At 69.5% G+C, this 17,051-nt stretch carries 19 protein-coding genes and 1 pseudogene; 7 read left to right on the top strand and 13 right to left on the bottom strand.

Annotated features, from left to right (window positions below; all coding sequences use genetic code 11):
• Positions 1-325 precede the first annotated feature (325 nt).
• Both ACGFSA_RS20430 and ACGFSA_RS20425 read right to left on the bottom strand, forming a co-directional pair.
• On the bottom strand, positions 326-892 hold the full coding sequence (locus tag ACGFSA_RS20430) for a DUF6529 family protein (protein ID WP_393306076.1): 567 nt from the start codon (positions 890-892) through the stop codon (positions 326-328).
• A 4-nt stretch (positions 893-896) separates the two neighbouring features.
• A complete protein-coding gene (locus ACGFSA_RS20425; protein ID WP_393306074.1) occupies positions 897-1,061 on the bottom strand; it encodes a hypothetical protein in 165 nt (54 codons plus the stop codon).
• Positions 1,062-1,288: 227 nt separating this feature from the next.
• Here ACGFSA_RS20425 and ACGFSA_RS20420 point away from each other — a divergent pair, with 227 nt between their 5' ends.
• The gene (locus tag ACGFSA_RS20420; RefSeq protein ID WP_393306072.1) at positions 1,289-1,444 is read left to right on the top strand and encodes a hypothetical protein; all 156 of its coding nucleotides are present in this window, start codon (positions 1,289-1,291) and stop codon (positions 1,442-1,444) included.
• Positions 1,445-1,528: 84 nt separating this feature from the next.
• Here ACGFSA_RS20420 and ACGFSA_RS20415 read toward each other — a convergent pair whose 3' ends face one another.
• The 9 genes from ACGFSA_RS20415 to ACGFSA_RS20375 all read right to left on the bottom strand — a co-directional run bounded on the left by ACGFSA_RS20415 (position 1,529) and on the right by ACGFSA_RS20375 (position 9,460).
• Positions 1,529-2,749, bottom strand: a complete 1,221-nt coding sequence (locus ACGFSA_RS20415; protein ID WP_393306070.1) for an acyl-CoA dehydrogenase family protein — start codon at positions 2,747-2,749, stop codon at positions 1,529-1,531.
• Complete coding sequence (locus ACGFSA_RS20410) at positions 2,746-3,159, bottom strand: hypothetical protein (RefSeq protein ID WP_393306067.1); 414 nt, start codon at positions 3,157-3,159, stop codon at positions 2,746-2,748. Before ACGFSA_RS20410 ends, ACGFSA_RS20415 begins: the two co-directional genes overlap by 4 nt.
• Positions 3,156-3,575 carry a hypothetical protein gene (locus ACGFSA_RS20405; protein ID WP_393306065.1) on the bottom strand — a complete coding sequence of 140 codons (420 nt, stop codon included), beginning with the start codon at positions 3,573-3,575 and terminating at the stop codon, positions 3,156-3,158. The genes ACGFSA_RS20410 and ACGFSA_RS20405 overlap by 4 nt, the downstream gene beginning before the upstream one ends.
• Positions 3,572-5,134: a type I 3-dehydroquinate dehydratase gene (locus ACGFSA_RS20400; RefSeq protein WP_393306063.1), complete on the bottom strand. Its 1,563-nt coding sequence runs from the start codon at positions 5,132-5,134 to the stop codon at positions 3,572-3,574. Before ACGFSA_RS20400 ends, ACGFSA_RS20405 begins: the two co-directional genes overlap by 4 nt.
• Positions 5,135-5,181: 47 nt before the next feature.
• On the bottom strand, positions 5,182-5,547 hold the full coding sequence (locus ACGFSA_RS20395) for a hypothetical protein (protein WP_393306061.1): 366 nt from the start codon (positions 5,545-5,547) through the stop codon (positions 5,182-5,184).
• A 5-nt stretch (positions 5,548-5,552) separates the two neighbouring features.
• On the bottom strand, positions 5,553-7,052 hold the full coding sequence (locus ACGFSA_RS20390) for a hypothetical protein (RefSeq protein ID WP_393306059.1): 1,500 nt from the start codon (positions 7,050-7,052) through the stop codon (positions 5,553-5,555).
• A 388-nt stretch (positions 7,053-7,440) separates the two neighbouring features.
• The gene (locus ACGFSA_RS20385) at positions 7,441-7,998 is read right to left on the bottom strand and encodes a hypothetical protein (RefSeq protein ID WP_393306057.1); all 558 of its coding nucleotides are present in this window, start codon (positions 7,996-7,998) and stop codon (positions 7,441-7,443) included.
• Positions 7,995-8,945: a metallophosphoesterase family protein gene (locus ACGFSA_RS20380; protein WP_393306055.1), complete on the bottom strand. Its 951-nt coding sequence runs from the start codon at positions 8,943-8,945 to the stop codon at positions 7,995-7,997. The genes ACGFSA_RS20385 and ACGFSA_RS20380 overlap by 4 nt, the downstream gene beginning before the upstream one ends.
• Positions 8,942-9,460 carry a cupredoxin family copper-binding protein gene (locus tag ACGFSA_RS20375; protein ID WP_393306053.1) on the bottom strand — a complete coding sequence of 173 codons (519 nt, stop codon included), beginning with the start codon at positions 9,458-9,460 and terminating at the stop codon, positions 8,942-8,944. The genes ACGFSA_RS20380 and ACGFSA_RS20375 overlap by 4 nt, the downstream gene beginning before the upstream one ends.
• Positions 9,461-9,731: 271 nt before the next feature.
• Here ACGFSA_RS20375 and ACGFSA_RS20370 point away from each other — a divergent pair.
• A pseudogene (locus tag ACGFSA_RS20370) lies at positions 9,732-9,946 on the top strand (IS30 family transposase); the annotation flags it as partial.
• 358 nt (positions 9,947-10,304) lie between these two features.
• On the opposite strand, the gene ACGFSA_RS20365 reads toward ACGFSA_RS20370, so the two are convergent.
• Entirely contained in the window at positions 10,305-11,546 is a 1,242-nt protein-coding gene (locus ACGFSA_RS20365) for an MBL fold metallo-hydrolase (protein ID WP_393306051.1), read from the bottom strand.
• A gap of 112 nt (positions 11,547-11,658) precedes the next feature.
• Positions 11,659-12,099 (bottom strand): PPOX class F420-dependent oxidoreductase, encoded by a 441-nt coding sequence (locus tag ACGFSA_RS20360; RefSeq protein WP_393306049.1) that lies wholly within the window; start codon positions 12,097-12,099, stop codon positions 11,659-11,661.
• A gap of 119 nt (positions 12,100-12,218) precedes the next feature.
• Between ACGFSA_RS20360 and ACGFSA_RS20355 the strand changes: the two genes are divergently transcribed.
• The 5 genes from ACGFSA_RS20355 (at position 12,219) to ACGFSA_RS20335 (ending at position 17,033) form a co-directional block, all read left to right on the top strand.
• Entirely contained in the window at positions 12,219-12,782 is a 564-nt protein-coding gene (locus ACGFSA_RS20355) for a carboxymuconolactone decarboxylase family protein (RefSeq protein ID WP_393306047.1), read from the top strand.
• Positions 12,783-12,900: 118 nt separating this feature from the next.
• Complete coding sequence (locus ACGFSA_RS20350; protein ID WP_393306045.1) at positions 12,901-14,529, top strand: thiamine pyrophosphate-binding protein; 1,629 nt, start codon at positions 12,901-12,903, stop codon at positions 14,527-14,529.
• Positions 14,526-15,749 carry a Glu/Leu/Phe/Val dehydrogenase dimerization domain-containing protein gene (locus ACGFSA_RS20345; protein WP_393306043.1) on the top strand — a complete coding sequence of 408 codons (1,224 nt, stop codon included), beginning with the start codon at positions 14,526-14,528 and terminating at the stop codon, positions 15,747-15,749. The genes ACGFSA_RS20350 and ACGFSA_RS20345 overlap by 4 nt, the downstream gene beginning before the upstream one ends.
• A gap of 166 nt (positions 15,750-15,915) precedes the next feature.
• The gene (locus ACGFSA_RS20340) at positions 15,916-16,188 is read left to right on the top strand and encodes a hypothetical protein (RefSeq protein ID WP_393306041.1); all 273 of its coding nucleotides are present in this window, start codon (positions 15,916-15,918) and stop codon (positions 16,186-16,188) included.
• A gap of 254 nt (positions 16,189-16,442) precedes the next feature.
• On the top strand, positions 16,443-17,033 hold the full coding sequence (locus tag ACGFSA_RS20335; protein WP_366690483.1) for a TetR/AcrR family transcriptional regulator: 591 nt from the start codon (positions 16,443-16,445) through the stop codon (positions 17,031-17,033).
• Positions 17,034-17,051: the final 18 nt, after the last annotated feature.

Raw genomic sequence — 17,051 nt, 5'->3', positions numbered from 1 at the left:
GAGCGGTCGCGTACTTCCGCCCAGCCCTCGGCTACCGGGCGAGCCCACAGACTGCGGCCGTTGATCGTGGCCCGCGCCGGGGGGCACGTCACGCTGATTGCGGGCGAGGTAGGCGCGCTAAAAGTGAGGCTGACGGCCGATAACTCCTGAGGGCCCGGCTGCCACGAGAACAACGGGCAGAGCTGACTTCATGTGCCCAGTCTTGCCTGACCTCGCCCGAACCGGGAGGCACCGCCCAAGTACAGGGTGTCACTGGGCAGCGTGTCGCTCACCGCGATGTTGTCGGTCCGGCCGGGGCCGTCGGAAGAGACGTCTCGCGCTCTGCTCACAGGCCGGGTGCCTTGAAGCCGTTCAGGTCCCAGAGGGCGGCGGCGTACCAGATCAGGGCGATCGCGGTGACGAGGGTGCCTCCCGCCAGAGGGAGTGCCCAGCTGGGCCAGTGGCGGTGGCGGACCACGATGACCTTGGCGACGAAGGCCCCGTAGAGGAAGCAGCCGGTGAGCGAGTGCAGCGCCAGGCGGGTGTCGGTCAGCTGGACGCCGTAGGCGGTGATGCAGTGCTGAGCGATGGGGAGGGAGAGGAGGAAGGCGGTCAGACCGATGAGGCGGTGCGTCGTGTTGACCCGGTGCGGTGCGGTTCGCAGTGCGGGCAGGCGGCCGTACATCCAGAGGGCGAGAAGTAGCTGAATCAGCGCCAGGCCCAGCAGTGCGGAGCCGAGTTGGGCTTTGAGTAGTCTGGCGTCGTCGCCGCGCTGCCCGAAGAGGCTGTTCTCGTAGGCGGGGGTGTGTACCCGGCCGTACCAGTAGAGGCCGACCATGACCGCCACGGGCAGGAGCATCCACAGGACGCCGTAGAGCCGTCGGTGGTTGGCAGGGTGAGCGAGGCCGTCCACGTGATCAGCCGCTCCCGCTCTCGATTGTGCCGCCCTGGAGCTGGACGGCACACCACGTGGTGCCGAGCGCGGCGCTGGGAGTGCCGGTGGTGCGGGCCGACGGCCCGGAGACAAAGCGAGGATCGGTGCGGGCGGATGCGTCCGCCGCCGGCGCGGGCTGCGGGCTCACGCCGATCGTCGTCCTTCTCCCGCCGGAGCAACCGTTGTGCACGGTGGCACGCATGGCGTCAGCGGCGACCGAGGCGGTCGCGAGGCGAGGGTTTCTCAACATGTTCTCCAGGCGTTGCGGGCCGATCTCGTCAGTACGTCCGAAGGGTCCCTGCCGGGTCCAGTCGGCGCGTCAGCAGGTACGCGAATCGAGGAGAGCGGTTGGGCCGGACGGCCGATGAGAGCGACATGCCGACCCAGGTGAAGCCGCCGGACGCCCCTGCCGACGCGGCCATGCTCGTCGCCCGCAGCCTCGTGACCGGCGCGCAGGCCGTCGCGAGCCATACGTGCCCCGCGCGCCGACCCGGCCTCAGCCGCCACGGCTGCGCGCCCAAGCACTCGTAGGTCGCTGGTCTCGCATGTCCATGCATCGTCGCCGATGGATGCCCTGAGATGACGTGTTCCCTTACCCGGCTTGAGGGTTCGGAGTCATGGTCTGTGGAACGACGGGTCGTGCTGCTCGCCGAGTACAGCCTGCCCGATGGTCGCCAGGACGTGGTCGTCGCTGTCATGGAGCTCGTAGAAGGTCAGGTCGCGCAGGATCCGCTCCACGGGGCTCGGGCGGATCAGGCTGCGGGCACCGCACGCGCGGATGACGTGGTGCACTGTCTCTTCCGCCAAATGCTCGATCGCATGCCAGGCCCTGATGCCGGCGATCCGCGCCTCCTCGACCCTGCCTTCATCCCACAGACCGGCGACGTAGCGCAACCAGAGGCGGGCGGTGTCGATGTTGACCGCCATGCTGCCCACCCGCTGCTGCACATGGGGATCACCGCCCTTGCCCTGCCGCATCAGATACCCGAGTCCGTATTCGTTCGCGGCCAGGGCGCCGCCGAGGAAGCTGGCAGCGTAGTGCGGGATGAAAGCGGTCTGCCAGTGCCCTTCGAAGTAGCCGCCGGGGCGGCCGATGAGATGCTCGCGTGGTACGAAGGTGTCGTGGAACCGCACCACATGGCTGACCGTCGCGCGCATGCCGATCGGGTCCCACCACGAACTGTCCACAGTCACAGTCGGGTCGGACAGGTCGCAGGCGAGCAGCAGGAGCCTTCCGCGGGCCTCTCGGCTGTGCCGGGCTCCGCCGGGGCCGGCCGGGTCGACGAGCAGGATCGCCCACTGGGCTCCGGTGGCGCTGGTGGCGAACGCCTTGCTGCCGCGAAGGGTCCAGCCGCTGCGGACGGGTGTCAGCATGGTGCCGAAGCGACCGCTCTCGCCCGGCTTGGGGGCCTGGGGTTCGCCGCTCCAGGCGGCCCATTTCTCTCCGTGTTCGACCACGCCGGTGAACCAGTGTCGCTTCTGCTCCGGGCCGGCCAGGGCGTCGATGAGGACGAGTGCGTTGGCGTGCCCCTCCCAGCAGCGGGCCAGTGACAGATCGGCCTTGGCCAGCGTGGTGGTCATCTCCCACAGGGGCAGGGTGTTGCGCCGCTGGGGGCCGTAGCCCAGGCCGCCGTGCTCCCGCGGCACAGGGGCGGCCAGGAACCCGCCGGAGAACAGATCGTCGAAGTCCTCGGCGGGGAAGGCGGCCCTGCGGTCGTATTCCTCGGCGCGGGGGGCGAAGTTGTCCGCGGCCAGCTTCGCCACGGCGTGGAGAACGGCCCGGTCGCCCCCGGTCACCGGATCGCGGGCCGGACCGTGGCCCAGGTCGTCGGTCATAGGAGGACGGCCCCTTCCGAACGGTAGAAGTGGGCGCGGTACATCACGTTCGGTATCTGCGGATCGGCGGTATGGACGGTATGGACATCGATGGTCAGCAGGCCGCGGTTGAGGTAGCCGCAGAGGATGACCTGGCGGGAGCCGAGCGGACCTTCGGCGAGGAAGGCCACGGCGTCGGGGGCGTCCATGTCATCCGCCAGCGGGACGGCGGGCAGGGTGGCGCCGGTGACGGGCGTTGCGGTTGGTACGAGCGCCTCTTGTGACGGGTCCGGGTCGCCGCGCTCCGTGATCCGCAGCATGAGCTGGCTGCCGTCGACCGCGGCATCGACCAAGTGGATACCCGTGGCGGTGGTGTCGAAGTTGACCCAGCCACCGGCCAGCGGCGCCGGATCGACCGTCCGTGCCGTCATGCCCGCCCCTCCGCCCTGTGGAAGAACGAGCGGGCCCAGTGGTCGGCTCTCCCGCTGCCATCGCTGAAGATGCTGCTCGTGGTGGCCACCAGGATGCCCGCCTTGTGGTAAGCGCACAGGACAGTGCGCAGCGACCCGAAGTTGTAGATCGCCGAGAACGACCAGGCGGCCGATGGGGTTCCTGGCGCGGTGTACACGACCGCCGGCACCTCACCCCAGTCGCGCGGCTGCGGGCTGCCGGTGCCGAAAGCTCTGACGAACAGGCCCTTCTCTTGCCACGTAACGTTCAGCCGTAGGGCGCCCTTCGAACTGCCCTGGTCGGTGTTGACCCAGTCGCCCAGCAGAGCCGAGACGTCGGGGGCGTCCGGCGGGAGAGGTGCGGCCGGTCCGGCGGGAGAGGCCGAACGGGTCGTCATGGTGCCTCTCCGCTCGTGGGTAGCATCGCGGACTGCGCCGGGGGCGATTCCTCCGGCTCGGTGAGGTCGTGGACGTCGGTGCGCTCGACCCGGCTGAAGCAGAGGGGGCGCAGTGGCAGCGCACCGGGGAACGGATGACCTGTCAACAGACGGAATTGTTCGCTCACTTCGACGAGCAGGACGTCCCAGCCGTCGATGCCGATCAGTCCGCGGGCGCGGGTGGCGTTCATGAGCGCGGTCGGAGGGTCGCGGTAGACCATTTCCAACACCGCCGCGTCCGGGTCGACGGCGGCAACCGGAAATGGTTGCCTTTCCGCCAGGGGCGTGGCGTGGACGAGCACGGCGTGTCCTGCCGGGGAGAACCGGGAGAGCGGTACGTAGGGAGCCCCGAGGCGCGAGGAGGCTTCCCGGCCGCGCGCATGCCCCCGGTTGACCAGGGTCACCCGGGCTCCGGCCTGGAGCAGGGCCAGCGCGACGGCCTGCCCGGTGCTGCCGCAACCGATGACGGCGGCCCTGCGGCCGCTGGGATCGACCCCGGCCCGGGCAAGGATGTGCAGGGCAGCGGCGGTGTCGGTGGTGGCCGCCCGCCAGCGCCCGGCGTCGTGCCACAGAACGTTGGCCGCGCCGCACCGCAGCGCCTGCGGGCCGACGATGTCGGCCACTTCGACCGCGCTCTGCTTGTGGGGAGCGGTCACGGTCAGCCCGCGTAGCGGCAGCCGGGCCAGCGCCCCGAAGCCGTTGGCCCAGTGCCAGAAGCGGGGGAACGTGTCCACCTGGAAGGGCAGGTAGAGCGCGGGCAGCTGCAGCTCCCGCAACGCCGCATTGTGGAGCCGGGGTGACAGCGAGCGTCCCGGGTCATGGCCGGCAATGCCGAACAGGGCACTGAGCGGTGGCAGAGCGGGCAGTCCGTAGTCAGTCAGGAGATGGCCCACACTCGGCATTCCGTCCGCCCCCGGGGCACCGGCCCGGCCGAAGGCGAGAGGCGCGCCCAGCCACGGCGCCAGCACCCGGGTCCAGGTGCCGGCCGGACCGGACGCGAACGCCGTCACGTCGGAGCGCCCGAGCCCGGTGAGCAGCAGCGGCGAGGCCGACCCATACTGAGTTCCCGCCTGCGGCACAAGGAGGTACAGCAGCGCAGGTGTGCTGGCCATCGCGGCGAACCGCTCCCGCAGTTCCGCGGATCCCTCCAGCACGCCGGCCCCGCGGTCGGCGCTCTGCTCGGGGCGTGCGGGTTCGGGCTGGTGCCAGGAGACGCGCCGCTGCCGGGCGGGGATGCCCGCCAGCAGTTCCGGGACCAGGTCGTCCACGGCCTCCAGATCGACCACGTCATAGTGGTCCGCCGCGCGGAGGAGCCGGGTGCGGCGTTCGACCGGGCCGGCAGCCGAGCGACCGCCGTGGCGCGGGGAGCGCAGGCTGTAGGTCAGTGGCCCGGTGAAGTGTCGGCGCAGCCGGTGCGGATCGGGGTCGCCGACCAGGTCGGCACGCACCTCCAGCGCGTCGGCCACCCCTGCGAGGCCGCGCAGGCGAGGCGTGGTGAGATCCTCAGGTTGGGCGACCACTGCGACTATGTGAGCCCGCCGCGTGACGGCGGCATCGCATCCGCTCGTCAGCCGCTCCATTGGACGTACTCCTCCAGAGGGGCCCGCGGCAGGACGAACCGAGTGACAGTCGGGGCGCACACGATGGGACGGTCAGAGTCGATGCCCAGCCGCAGGCGCAGGACATCCGCGTAGCCGGCGGTCGGCGGTCCGTGGAAGCGCAGGTTGTCGCGGAGGTGGGCCCGTGCGGCGGCGGTGTCCGCGGCGGCGTCCCCCTTGGCCGGCAGCGCTCCCGACCTGGCGGCGCGGGTACGGCGTTCGACGATGTCGTCCAGCGACGGCAGCCGGTTGGCGTCATCAGGCGTGGGCCGATCACCGCGGTCGAACGCCTCGCCCAGAGCGTCCACCAACACCTGCGGGATGCTGCCGATCACCGCGATCACCTGCCGTATCCGGGTGTTGCGGCTCGACGGTGCGCCGCGAGGAGGTCGGAGCGAAGGAGTTCCCCCAGGCGGACGCGGACGGACCGCTGGATGTGCCGGGCGCACCGGCCGTACACCTCCGAGGACTGCCCCTCCGGATTGGGGATGTCACAGCGCGGATCCAGACACAGGGTGCGGCCCTCGGCCTCGGGTGCCATGGCGATCACCCCGTGGCAATGGGCCCGGGTCATGCAGTAGATGACGGAGCTGTCCCGGCAGAGCTCAGGGGTGACCGGGCGTGCTCGGTGAAGCCCGGGATTCCCCCGGCCCGGCACTCGGTCCAGTCCGAGCTCAGCGAGCGCGGACCTGGCTTCGGGAGCCATCGGGGCCCCAGGCCGCTTCGTCGCAACACCCGCGCTGGAGAACCGGAAGGCGTACGCGACTCCCGCCTCCGCGGCCTGGGCCCACGCGATGACCTCGGCCATGGGCGAACGGGAGGTGTTCCCGCCGCAGACGAACAGCACGCGGCACACCGCCCCGGTGGCGCGTACCCGCCACCAGGTGACGGCCGACGGGTAGGACAGCGCCGCCGCCGCGCCGACGCCGAAGACGAGCGCGAGGAGCTGAGCGTCCCCCGGAGCTTGGAGCCCGGCCACCCACGCCAGCGAGAAGGAGGCGGTCAGACCGGACATCAGGCTGGCGAACGCCCATGCCGGCACGCCCCAGGTGTACTCGCGCCGGTCGAGGTAGATCAGCGAAGCGAAGACGAACAGCACTTCGTACGCCACGCCTATACCCGCCGCCGCCAACGCGACAGGGGTACCGAGGAATGTGGTGAAGCCCGCACGCAACTGCGCTTGCCCGGCCAGTGCCCCTGCCGCCAGCAGCAGAGCCAGCCAAACCGGTGCGGCGACATGCTCCTCCACGAAGAAGCGGCGGTCTGTTGCGAGAACCCCCGACTTGGCCACCCGGCTCATGATTTCGAACCGGCCCATGTAGCCGACGAGATAGATCAGGACGCTCAGCACGGCAGCCAGGGTGAGGTGGTAGCTGTTCACATCACCGAGTGCCACTGAAACCGCGATCAGGCTGAGGCACAACCCCACCCAGGAAGATGCCGTCACCCGCCGTTTGCGCGCCTTGTCGACCAACGGGGAGAGAACCAGAACTCCCCCGCGCATCAACAACAGCATGAAGAGGATCGATACGCCGGAAAAGGTGTAGTTCATCGTGGTGGTGCCGATAATAAGCGAAGCGAAGAAGGCGGCCGCCAACGTTTCCCGACCCGCCATTGGAATTCGATGCCCCCCGATCCCACCCCGCCGCATGTGCCGCCACCAACCCGACAGGGCTACGAACACAGGCATCACCACGAGCTGTCCGAGGACGGCTGCGGGCAGCAACTCAAAGCCGTTGACCGGCTTCCCCGACAGCGGGGTCACTCCGCTGGCCAGTGCCTTCACCAGCATGGCGTACGGAACATACGATATGAAGTAACCGAAGGTGAGCCATCCCATGCGCAGGCCCCGTTCCTGATCGAATGTTCGGGATATTCCTACCGGTGGAGTGGCGAAGTGCGGCAGACGGCAATCAAGCCTCGAGGGGTGCCCTGGAATCGACGTGTCCGCCCGTCGCTCGAAAACAAAACCCCGATAACCGCTCTGGATTTAGACCGACACGCACGGTCGAATCGCGCATCGGTCCGGCTCGTGACCACCCGTTGTGCCGGCGCCGCGAACCGTCAGGGCGCGTCTCGGGGTAACGAAATCACGTCAGCCCAAGACTGCGCGAATCCCCTGGCCCGTGCAAGAAATTCGAGCCCAGTAATCTGTCAGGTGCGCTTTCCTGAAAAATTCTACCGTTCGCGCGGACATGCGGCCGGCGCATGAAGCGCACGCTCCCCCATCATCCCTCTTCGATAGCCAGCCTGCCACTTGTCGGCCGGCGGATGGGCCGCCGCGTCGGGTGGTGTCCGCCGTGTAGGAGGCGCGTCGGTGTCCGGTTCATCTGTCCGGTCCCGTGGTGCGGAGGTCGGGCCGCACCACGGCTGGTCTCGTCGTGGTGCGGCTGGGTGCGACGATGTCGCCGGACCTCGGATGCTTGCCAGGCCGCGACAGTCAGCAGAGTGAGCGTCTCAGCGATAAGGCTGAGCAGGGCCTGCGGAGCGGGCTGCAGGCCGCGTTCGGTGAACCCGAACAATCCGATGGTGCGGGATACGGCGAATCCGGCGAGCGCGCCAAGGGCGATTGCGGCGGCGGCGATTCGGAGTAGCAGGGGGGCCGCCAACAAGAGAAGTGCGGCCACGGCGAAGGCGGCGCTGGCCTGCAGCAGGAACAACGGGCCGATGACGTGGATGAAGCGGTATCCGTCGATGTAGAGCTGGGCGTGGATGTATCCGCTTGCCGCGAGCGTGGCGGCGAGCACCAAGCGCAGTGCGAGGGCGGGCAGGCTCCGGGGGGTCATGTGAGTTTCTCGTCCTTGACCGCCAGTGCGTGGCCGCCCTGCCGGTAGTTGACGGTGCGGATGCCAAGTGCGTCCTTGAGGCGTCCGGCGGGCAGCACCTGCGGAATGGGGCCGGGGCCGTGGCCGGGTTTGGGAAACGGATAGCAGGTGGGGGCGGCCGAGTGGAAGGTGATGTTGCCCTCGGTCTTGGCGAACAGCTGGTGGACGTGCCCGTTGAGGCACGTGACTGAGGAGAAACGGCGCAGCATCGACAGCACCTGCACCGCATCGTCGGTGCCCCAGCCCCACTTCGGATACATCGCGAACAACGGGATATGGCTGAAGACGACGATTGGGGTGTCCGATGACAGGCCGGCGATGTCCTTGCGGACGAAATCGATCTGATCGCTGCCCAGGTGGCCGAGATGCTCAAGGTGCAGAGTGTTGACCAGCGCGATGAAGTGCACACCATGGGTGTCGAAGCTGTACCAGCCGTCGCCGAGGGTGTTTTTGGCGAAAGTTTGTCGGTATGCGCGTCCGTTGTCTCCGATCGAGTCGTGCTCGCCCGGCACGGTGAAGATCCGGTCCGTGCGCAGCTGCGACAGCATCTGCTTGACCTGGTCGAACTGGGCGGGGGTGGAAAGGTGTGTCAGATCGCCGCTGTGCATGACGAAGTCGGGCCGGAATCCGAGTGAGTTGACCTGGTTGATCGCTGCGGTGAGCGTTCCGGCGACATTCAGGTTGGCCGGACCATGGAAGCCGATGTGGCTGTCGGAAATCTGCACGAATCGCAGGTCTGCGCTGCCCGCCGGGGTGGGGTCCGTCGAACCGGAGATATGGCTGATCACCTCTCCCCCGGTGACTGTCAGGATGACGGCGCCACCGAACCAGGCGGAGTGCCGCATGAGCTGACGGCGGGACATGCGGTGTTCGCCGTCGCCGCTGGAGTCGTGTGGGGGTTCGGTCATGGGGTCACCTCCACGGTGGCCGTCATGAACGGGTGGATGGTGCAGTAGTAGGCGTAGGTGCCGGGTTTGGTGAAGGTGTAGCTGTAGGTGGCATTGGTGGCTAGGCCTGCCGACTTCAGCGGCCCGCCCGATCCTTGTTTACTGGTGACGGTGTGAGTGTCGGAGTCGGTGTTGGTCCAGGTCACCTTCGTGCCCGCCTTGACCGTCAGTTTGGCCGGGGAGAACGCAAAGTTCTTGATCGTCACCGCGTTGGCGGCCGCCGGAGCGGACGATTGGCTGGCGGTAGGTGAGGTCGAGGGCGTGGTTGGTGGTGGGCTGACGGTACCGCCGGTTCCGGAGGCACCGGGCGTTCCAGGCAGGGTCTGGCCAGTGCCGGGACTCAGTGCGCCCGATGGTTTGGGTTGTGATGATCCGCCGCACGCACTGAGCAGTCCCAGTGCTCCGGCAACAGCGACAGCGGCCAGGCACGTGCGTGACCGCCGGACCAGCACAGAGGAGTTCGCATTCATGGTCATCGTTTCCTTCTACGCATTTCCCGCCGCACGGGCGGGTGTGATCCAAGACCAATCCTGGATCGGCCTGTTTCAGGCAGATAGGCGACCGGGTTATACCCCCCGGGGGGTATTTGAAGGGGCGTAACCCGGGGGGTTACATTAGGTGGGCGAACAGTAGATTCCGTTCACCGAAACGAATCCCACAGCGAAGTCTTCGTTGTTTCACTGCGGCGGCGGGTAGCAGGGTGGATTCAACTGCTCGTCGCAACACCTCGTGGCCTGAGGTGGAGTGATGGGTGTTGGTCCACTGCAGCGCAGGGCTCGTGAGTGCCGGGGGCAGATGCCGTCGCCGGGCCGGCCGACGGTCGCGTGGCGTGAGGATCGCCTCCGGTTCTGGACTGCGATCGCCCGGGGGCTTCGGTCAGAGGAAGCGGCGGCCGAGGCCGGGGGGCACCCGCGGTCGGGACACGGCGATTTCGCCATGCTGGGGGCGTGGGACCGAACCTTTCACCGCCATGACGTGCACACAGTCGGCAAGCCGCACCCCGCAAAACGACGGACGAAGAAGTCAACAACCCCGCGTCCACGCCGCACAGGTTAAAGATCAAGTGAGAAATACGGAAGCCCCACCCCGCCGTTCTGGCCGGAAGGGTGGGGCCTCGGTGTCAGGACTTGACGATCCGCGTCTCGACTTGGATGCCGGATGGCTTTCGTGAAGTGGGCAGTGGGATGCACTGCCGTGCCTCAGCAGCCCTCCCCCGTCGAGGGGGACCGTCGAGCGCCTGGATCGCCTGCTTTTGTTCGGCCTCCGTCAACTTGGCGAACGCCTGCGTCATTGCGTTCAGGCTTTCATCCCTGCCCCGAGTCACCGCTCACCTGCGAGATCAAGATCGCGATTCTCCTGACCCTGAGCAACGTCCGTTGCCTCGCTGCGGCGCCAGGGGTGTGCAATCGGGGCAGCCACGGACCGCCACCAGGGATCGAGGGGAAGCGTTCCCGCGGGCTCGAAGGGCTCGCCCGGTCGGGGGAATGCTGCCGGCTGCTCGGCTTCTTCGGCGGCATCCTTGGTCCACTCGCCGGGCTCTGCCCACGGGTGCATGGCGAGGGTGAAGGTGCCCCAGTGGATGGGCATCATGACGCCGTGCGGCTTGCCCCCTTGCAGGTCAATGTGCGCCTGGATCCCCTGAGCGGGCGTCATATGTATGTCGGGCCACCCACCGGGGAGTGGGGTACAGTCCGTGTGGTTCTCGGGCCAGTACTCGGAGTAGGCGCCGATCTGGATCATCGTCGCGTCGAACGGGCCGTGCTCGGCGCCGATGTCCTTGAAACCGGGAAAGTAGCCGGTGTCCCCGCTGTGGTAGATCCGGTGCTCCGGGCCCGCGACGGCCCAGGACGCCCAGAGGGTGTGCTGCTGGTTGCGCAGGCCGCGCCCGCAGAAGTGCCGGGCGGGGGTCGCGGTCAGGCTGATCCCCGCGATGTGCGTGGTCTCGTTCCAGTCGAGCTCGCGCATCCGGTCGGCAGACACGCCCCAGCGCTCCAGGTGGGCTCCGACGCCGAGGGGCACGGCGAAGACCGTGTCCGTACCCGCCAGGGACTGGATCGTCGGCAGGTCGAGGTGGTCGTAGTGGTCGTGGGAGATGACGACCGCGTCGACCGGGCCGAGCGCGGCGAGCGGCAGCGGAACGGGATGCAGCCGCTTGGGCCCGGCAAACGCGAAGGGCGAGCATCGCTCGCCCCACACCGGGTCGAAGAGAACCCGGCGGCCGTCGATCTCGGCCAGCACGCTCGAATGACCCATCCAGGTGAGCCGCAGCCCCGTGGCGGGCGGCGCGGCGAGGTCGGCGAGCGTGGTCGCGTGGACGGGTACCGTGCCGGTCGGCGTCCTGCGGGCCCGCTCCTCCTTGCGGAAGAAGACCTTCGCGAACTCCAGCATGGAACCGGACGGCCTGCTCCGCGCCCCCATGGGGTTCTGGAAGACGCCGTCGGCGAAGTTGGGTGAGCGCCGGATGCGCTCCATGCGGTCGCCGTCGGGGTCGGCGCCGAATGCGGCAGGTCGCAGCGCACGGAGCCGGGTGCGGAGCGGGTGCAGGGAGTCAGCGCCGATCACAACATCTCCTGAGGGAGTCGGTGTCGATTCATTATGAGCAGGGGTTACGACCGTGCGGTACGACCGCGCGAGTAGGGGACAGCCAGGGGAATGACGGCCGGACCCCGCCGCCTCAGCCACGCGGCTGCCCGTACACATGCTCCACGTGCAGTCGCAGGACGATCCGCCGGTCGCGGACCATGGCACTGCGGTAGTCGTCCCAGTCGGGGTGCTCGCCCTGCACGTCGCGGTAGAGCGTGATCAGCTCCTCCACGGTCGCGTCGTGCGGATCGGCGGCGACCGGCGACAGCTCGGCGGTCCCGTCCGCGACCGTCCAGGCCCAGCGGTCCTTGCTGGTGACGTGGTAGCTCGCCCTGGGATCGCGCCGGAGGTTCCGTGTCTTCGCCCTGTCCTCGGTGATCGAGACGCGGATGACGCGCTCCTCGGGACTGTAGAAGTGATTGACATTGGACAGCTGGGGCCGGCCGTCCCGCTTCAGCGTCACGAGCACCCCGCCGTGCTCCTCGGCGATCAGCCGGAGGAGCGCGTCCTGCTCTGCATCGAATCCCGTCATGCCGGAACCAACGTCCGTACCCGTCGCAGGATTCCACGATCCAGCGCTCTGCGATGTCACATCCGGCACCCCCAGGGGACCGCGCGGCGGACTCGGAGCCGAACCGAAGGAGACCCGTCATGACCGCCCGTACCTCGCTCGACCCGCCCCGCAGCCTCCTCTTCCGCGCCGTGTCGTGGTATTCGAACCGTACGTACGGAAAGGTCATCGATCCCGTACGGGCCACCGCCCACCACACCAGGGTGCTGTGGGCCATGCTCCGCTTCGAGCTGGCCGCGGGCCGGTGGAAGGCGCTGGACCCGCAGCTCAAGGCCCTTGCGGTGATGACGTCCGCGGCGACCGTGGGCTGCAGCTGGTGCATGGACTTCGGCTACTGGGAGAACCACCGGCACGGGATGGACCCCCGCAAACTGCGCGAGGTGCCGGTGTGGCGGGAGAGCGAGGCGTACACACCGCGGGAGCGTGACGTCATGGAGTACGCGGAGGCGATGAGCCTCACCCCGCCGGAGGTCACGGACGAGTTGGTGGACCGGCTCAGAACCGCGCTCGGCGAGAAGGCCCTGGTGGAGCCGACGACCATGGTCGCCGTGGAGAACATGCGCTCGCGGACGAACTCCGCACTGGGTCTGACCAGCCAGGGCTTCAAGGACCAGTGCGAGGTGCCGCGCCCCGCCGCCCCCTGACGGTCGCACTTCCGCAACTGAACACTGATTCAGCAAAGATCGGATTGACAGGGGCGCTCCCGCCTCTCAATACTGACTGGCGATTCAGTAAATCGACCCGTTGGTGGAGGGAGGCAGTGTGTCCGAGCAGCCGAGGCCGACCTCGCTGACCGGTGGCGAAGCCGTGGTTCGCGCACTGGCGGAGCACGGTGTGACGCAGGCGTTCGGGATTCCGGGAACGCACAACCTGGAGATCTACCGGCATCTGGACCCGTACGGCATCGCGCATGTCACCCCGCGCCACGAGCAGGGCGCGGGGTACGCCGCCGATGCGTACGCGCGGGTCACCGGACGCCCCGGGGTGGCGATCACCACCACCGGTCCGGCGCTGCTGAACATCGCGGCGGCGGTCGGGCAGGCGTACTCGGACAGCGTGCCGCTGCTGGTCGTCTCGCCCGGCATGCCACTGCGCCACCCGCGCCAGTCGACCGGTCTGCTGCACGAGATGCGCAGCCAGACCGAGGCGCTGCGGGGGGGCGCGGCTTTCAGCCACCGGGTGTCGACGGTCGAGGAGATCTTCTCCGCGGTGGCGCGCGCCTTCACGCTGTTCCGCACCGGGCGCCCGCGCCCGGCCCACATAGAGGTGCCGCTCGATCTGCTGGAGACGCCGGCACCGGCGGGTCCGGTGCGGCTCGCCCCGCCGATGCCCGCGACCTGCCCGTCCGAGCCCGCGCTGCGGGACGCGGCGCAAGCGCTGCGGTCGGCCCGGCAGCCCGCACTGGTCCTCGGCGGCGGTGCCAGGAACGCCGCGGCGCAGTGCCTGACGCTGGCCGAGGAGCTGAGTGCGCCGGTGGTCACCACCGCCAACGGCAAGGGGATCGTCGACGAGACGCACCCGCTGTCGCTCGGGGTGTCGCTGCACAGCCCGTCCGTACAGCAGTGGCTGGCCGGGTGCGATGCGGTGCTGGCCGTGGGCACGGAACTGGCCGAGTCCGATCTCTGGTCCGCGCCGCCCGTGCTGCGCGCCACCCTGATCCGGGTCGATGTCGACCCGGATCAGATGTACGCGGGACTGCCCGCGCAACTGCCGCTCGTCGGCGACGCCCGCACCACCCTGGAAGCCCTGCGACAGCAACTCGCCGAGCCCCACGGCGAACCGGACTCCGGGGCTCCGGACCGGGCCGGTGCCGTACGGGCGCTGCGCGCCGGGCGGGACGCGGAGACCGCGGAGCGCGATGCCCACCGGCTGCCGTATCTGCAGGCCGTACGAACCGTGCTGGACGCGGACGCGATCCTGACCTCGGACAGTGCGCAGTGCTGCTACTACGGCGCGATCCCGCATCTGCCGGTGGGTCCGGCGGGCCGCTATCTCCATCCGACCGGCTTCGGCACGCTCGGCTATGCCCTGCCCGCCGCGATCGGCGCGAAGACCGCGTATCCCGCCCGTCAGGTGGTGGCGCTGAGCGGTGACGGCGGGCTGCAGTTCTCCGTGCAGGAGCTCGCCACCGCCGCCCAGCTGCGACTGCCGCTGCCCGTCGTGGTGTTCGACAACGGCGGTTACGGCGAGATCCGCGACGAAATGGCAGCGCGCGGCGACACCCCCACGGCGGTCGATCTGCCGTCCGTCGACCTCCCGGCGCTGGCCCGCGCGTACGGCGGCCACGGTGTCCACGCCGATTCACCCGAGGCGCTCACCCGCGCCCTGTCCCTGGCCCTGACCACCCCTGGGCCCACCCTGATCACTGTGACCGAGGAGACCCCCCGATGACGACGCCGACGACGACCGCGTCCCCGACCACACCGCCGGCTCCGCTGATCTCGCTGACCTGGACGGACCATGTCACCGGACGCCAGGGCCATCTGGTCGTCGACCGGCTGGTGCGCGGTGTGTCCAGCGGCGGACTGCGGATGCGGGAGGGCTGCACGCTCGACGAGGTGGCCGGACTCGCCCGCGGTATGACGATGAAGGAGGCTCTGCACTTCGACTCCGACGACGCACAGGCCCGCTACATACCGCTCGGCGGCGCCAAGGGCGGCATCGACTGCGACCCGCGCGCCCCGGAGGCGTACGGGGTACTGGTGCGCTATCTGCGGGCCGTGCGCCCGTACATCGAGAACATCTGGACGACCGGTGAGGACCTCGGGCTGACGCAGGACCTCGTCGACCGGGCGGCCGTCGAGGCCGGGCTCGTCTCCTCGGTCCAGGCCGTCTATCCGCTGCTCGACGACGAGACGGCGGCGCGGCAGCGGCTCGCCGACGCGTTCGCCGTCGAGGTGGACGGCATCGGGCTCGACGAGCTGGTCGGCGGCTGCGGGGTCGCCGAGTCGGCGCTCGCCGCGCTGGACCGGGCGGGCGTGGCGTACCCGGAGGCGCGCGTGTCCGTGCAGGGGCTCGGCACGATGGGCGGGGCGACGGCGCGGTTCCTGGCGCGGGCCGGGCTGAAGGTCGTCGCCGTCGCGGACATCAAGGGCACCATCGCCAACCCGGCGGGTCTCGACGTCGAGGCGCTGCTCACCGCCCGGGACGCGTACGGAACGGTGGACCGCGGTGCGCTGCGGGACGGGGACCGCGAGCTGCCCGCCGACGCCTGGCTGGCCCAGGAGGCGGAGGTGCTCGTCCCGGCAGCGGTCTCGTACGCCATCGACGCCACGAACCAGGCCCTGATCACTGCCCGTTGGGTGGTCGAGGCGGCTAACATGCCCGTGCTGCCGGAGGCGGAGGAACTGCTCGCCGGGCGCGGGATCACCGTGCTGCCCGATGTGGTCGTCAACTCCGGTACGAACGCCTGGTGGTGGTGGACCCTGTTCGGCGACATCGGCGCCGACGCCGAGGAGGCGTTCGGGCACACCCGTCGCTCGATGCGCGCCCTGATCGACCGGATGCTGGCCCGCGCCGAGGCCGACGGCTCCACGCCCCGTGCGGCGGCCCATGCGCTCGTCGCCGAACGGCTGCCGGTGATGGCCGAACGGTTCGGCTGGTACCGGTGACGCTCCGCGGGTCTTCTCCCAACTCCCGCTGATCGAAAGGGTTTACGGCGAATAGCCGAACCCACCGCGCTGGCCGCCCACGCCACGTACCCTAAGGCCTCCGCCGCACCGCAGAGCCACGACGTGACCTGGACGAACCCGTACGTCACCGGATCCGGTGACGTGGATGCTCGGCACCCGGATCACCAGCGAGTGGCGGTTCCGCTCCGGTCACGAGAAGTCGGCTGCCGCGGCCCGGCTGCTCGACCTCGACTACCGGCTGTCGCTGACCGGTGAGAACGCGGCCGACGCGGGGAAGCCGCTCGATTACACGGTCGGACTGACCGCGCAGGGCAGTCGGCGGGCGCTTGCCATCGCTTCGTTGAAGGTCTGGTACGCGACGGACGGCACCGACTGGAAGCAGGCCGCGGCGGCGCGTACGGCCGACGGCAGGTGGTAGGTGACGGTGCCGGCGGTGGGCACCGCAAAGGTCGACCTGCGCACCGCCGTCACGGACACCTCGGGTGCCTCGCTGACGGAGACCCTGATCGACGCGTACAACTCCGGCTGCGCCGATATCTGGTGCTGACCGGCGCCGAAGCCTTGAGGTGACAGGTGGTGAGCAGGGGGCGGGGCCGGATGCGGTCCCGCCCCCGACCTGTCCGGGACCGGCGCATTGGTTAGGGTGACGTCGTGGCAAGAGTGCGGTTGAGCGTGGCGGAACGACGCGAGGAGCTGCTCCGCGCTGCCGTCGAACAGATCGAGGTGCGAGGGGTCGCGGCGGTACGGATCGCCGATGTGGCCTCCGTGCTCGGCGTGAGCAACGCCCTGGTGCTCTACCACTTCTCGACGAAGGAGAAGTTGGTCGCAGCTGCCTTCGCGCATGCGGCCGAGGCGGACCTCGCCCATCTGCGCAAGCTCCTGAGCCGCCGCACGAGTGCGGTACGGCGGTTGCGCGCCGCCGTCCGCTGGTACGCACCGACCGGGCAGGCCAAGGGCTGGCGGCTGTGGATCGAGGGCTGGGCGGCCTCGCTCCGGGACCCGGCACTGCGCAATGTGGCCGGCGATCTCGACCAGCAGTGGAAGGCGGAGCTGGCCGAGGTCATCGAAGAGGGCGCCGCCGCGGGTGAGTTCCACTGCGACGACCCGATGTCCGTGGCCTGGCGACTGACCGCCCTGCTGGACGGCCTGGCCGTCCAGATGACATCGTACGCCGGTCCGCTCTCCCGGGCCACGATGCTGGCGTGGACCGACGAGGCGCTCGCCCGCGAACTGGGCATCGACCACGCGGCGCTGACGGCCTGACCCGGCCGGCCACTCCGC

The organism is Streptomyces sp. NPDC048496, assembly GCF_043200055.1.
In the GTDB taxonomy this organism is placed as follows: domain Bacteria; phylum Actinomycetota; class Actinomycetes; order Streptomycetales; family Streptomycetaceae; genus Streptomyces.
Note: the sequence above shows the minus strand (reverse complement) of the source record. Positions and strands in the feature narration are given on the sequence as shown.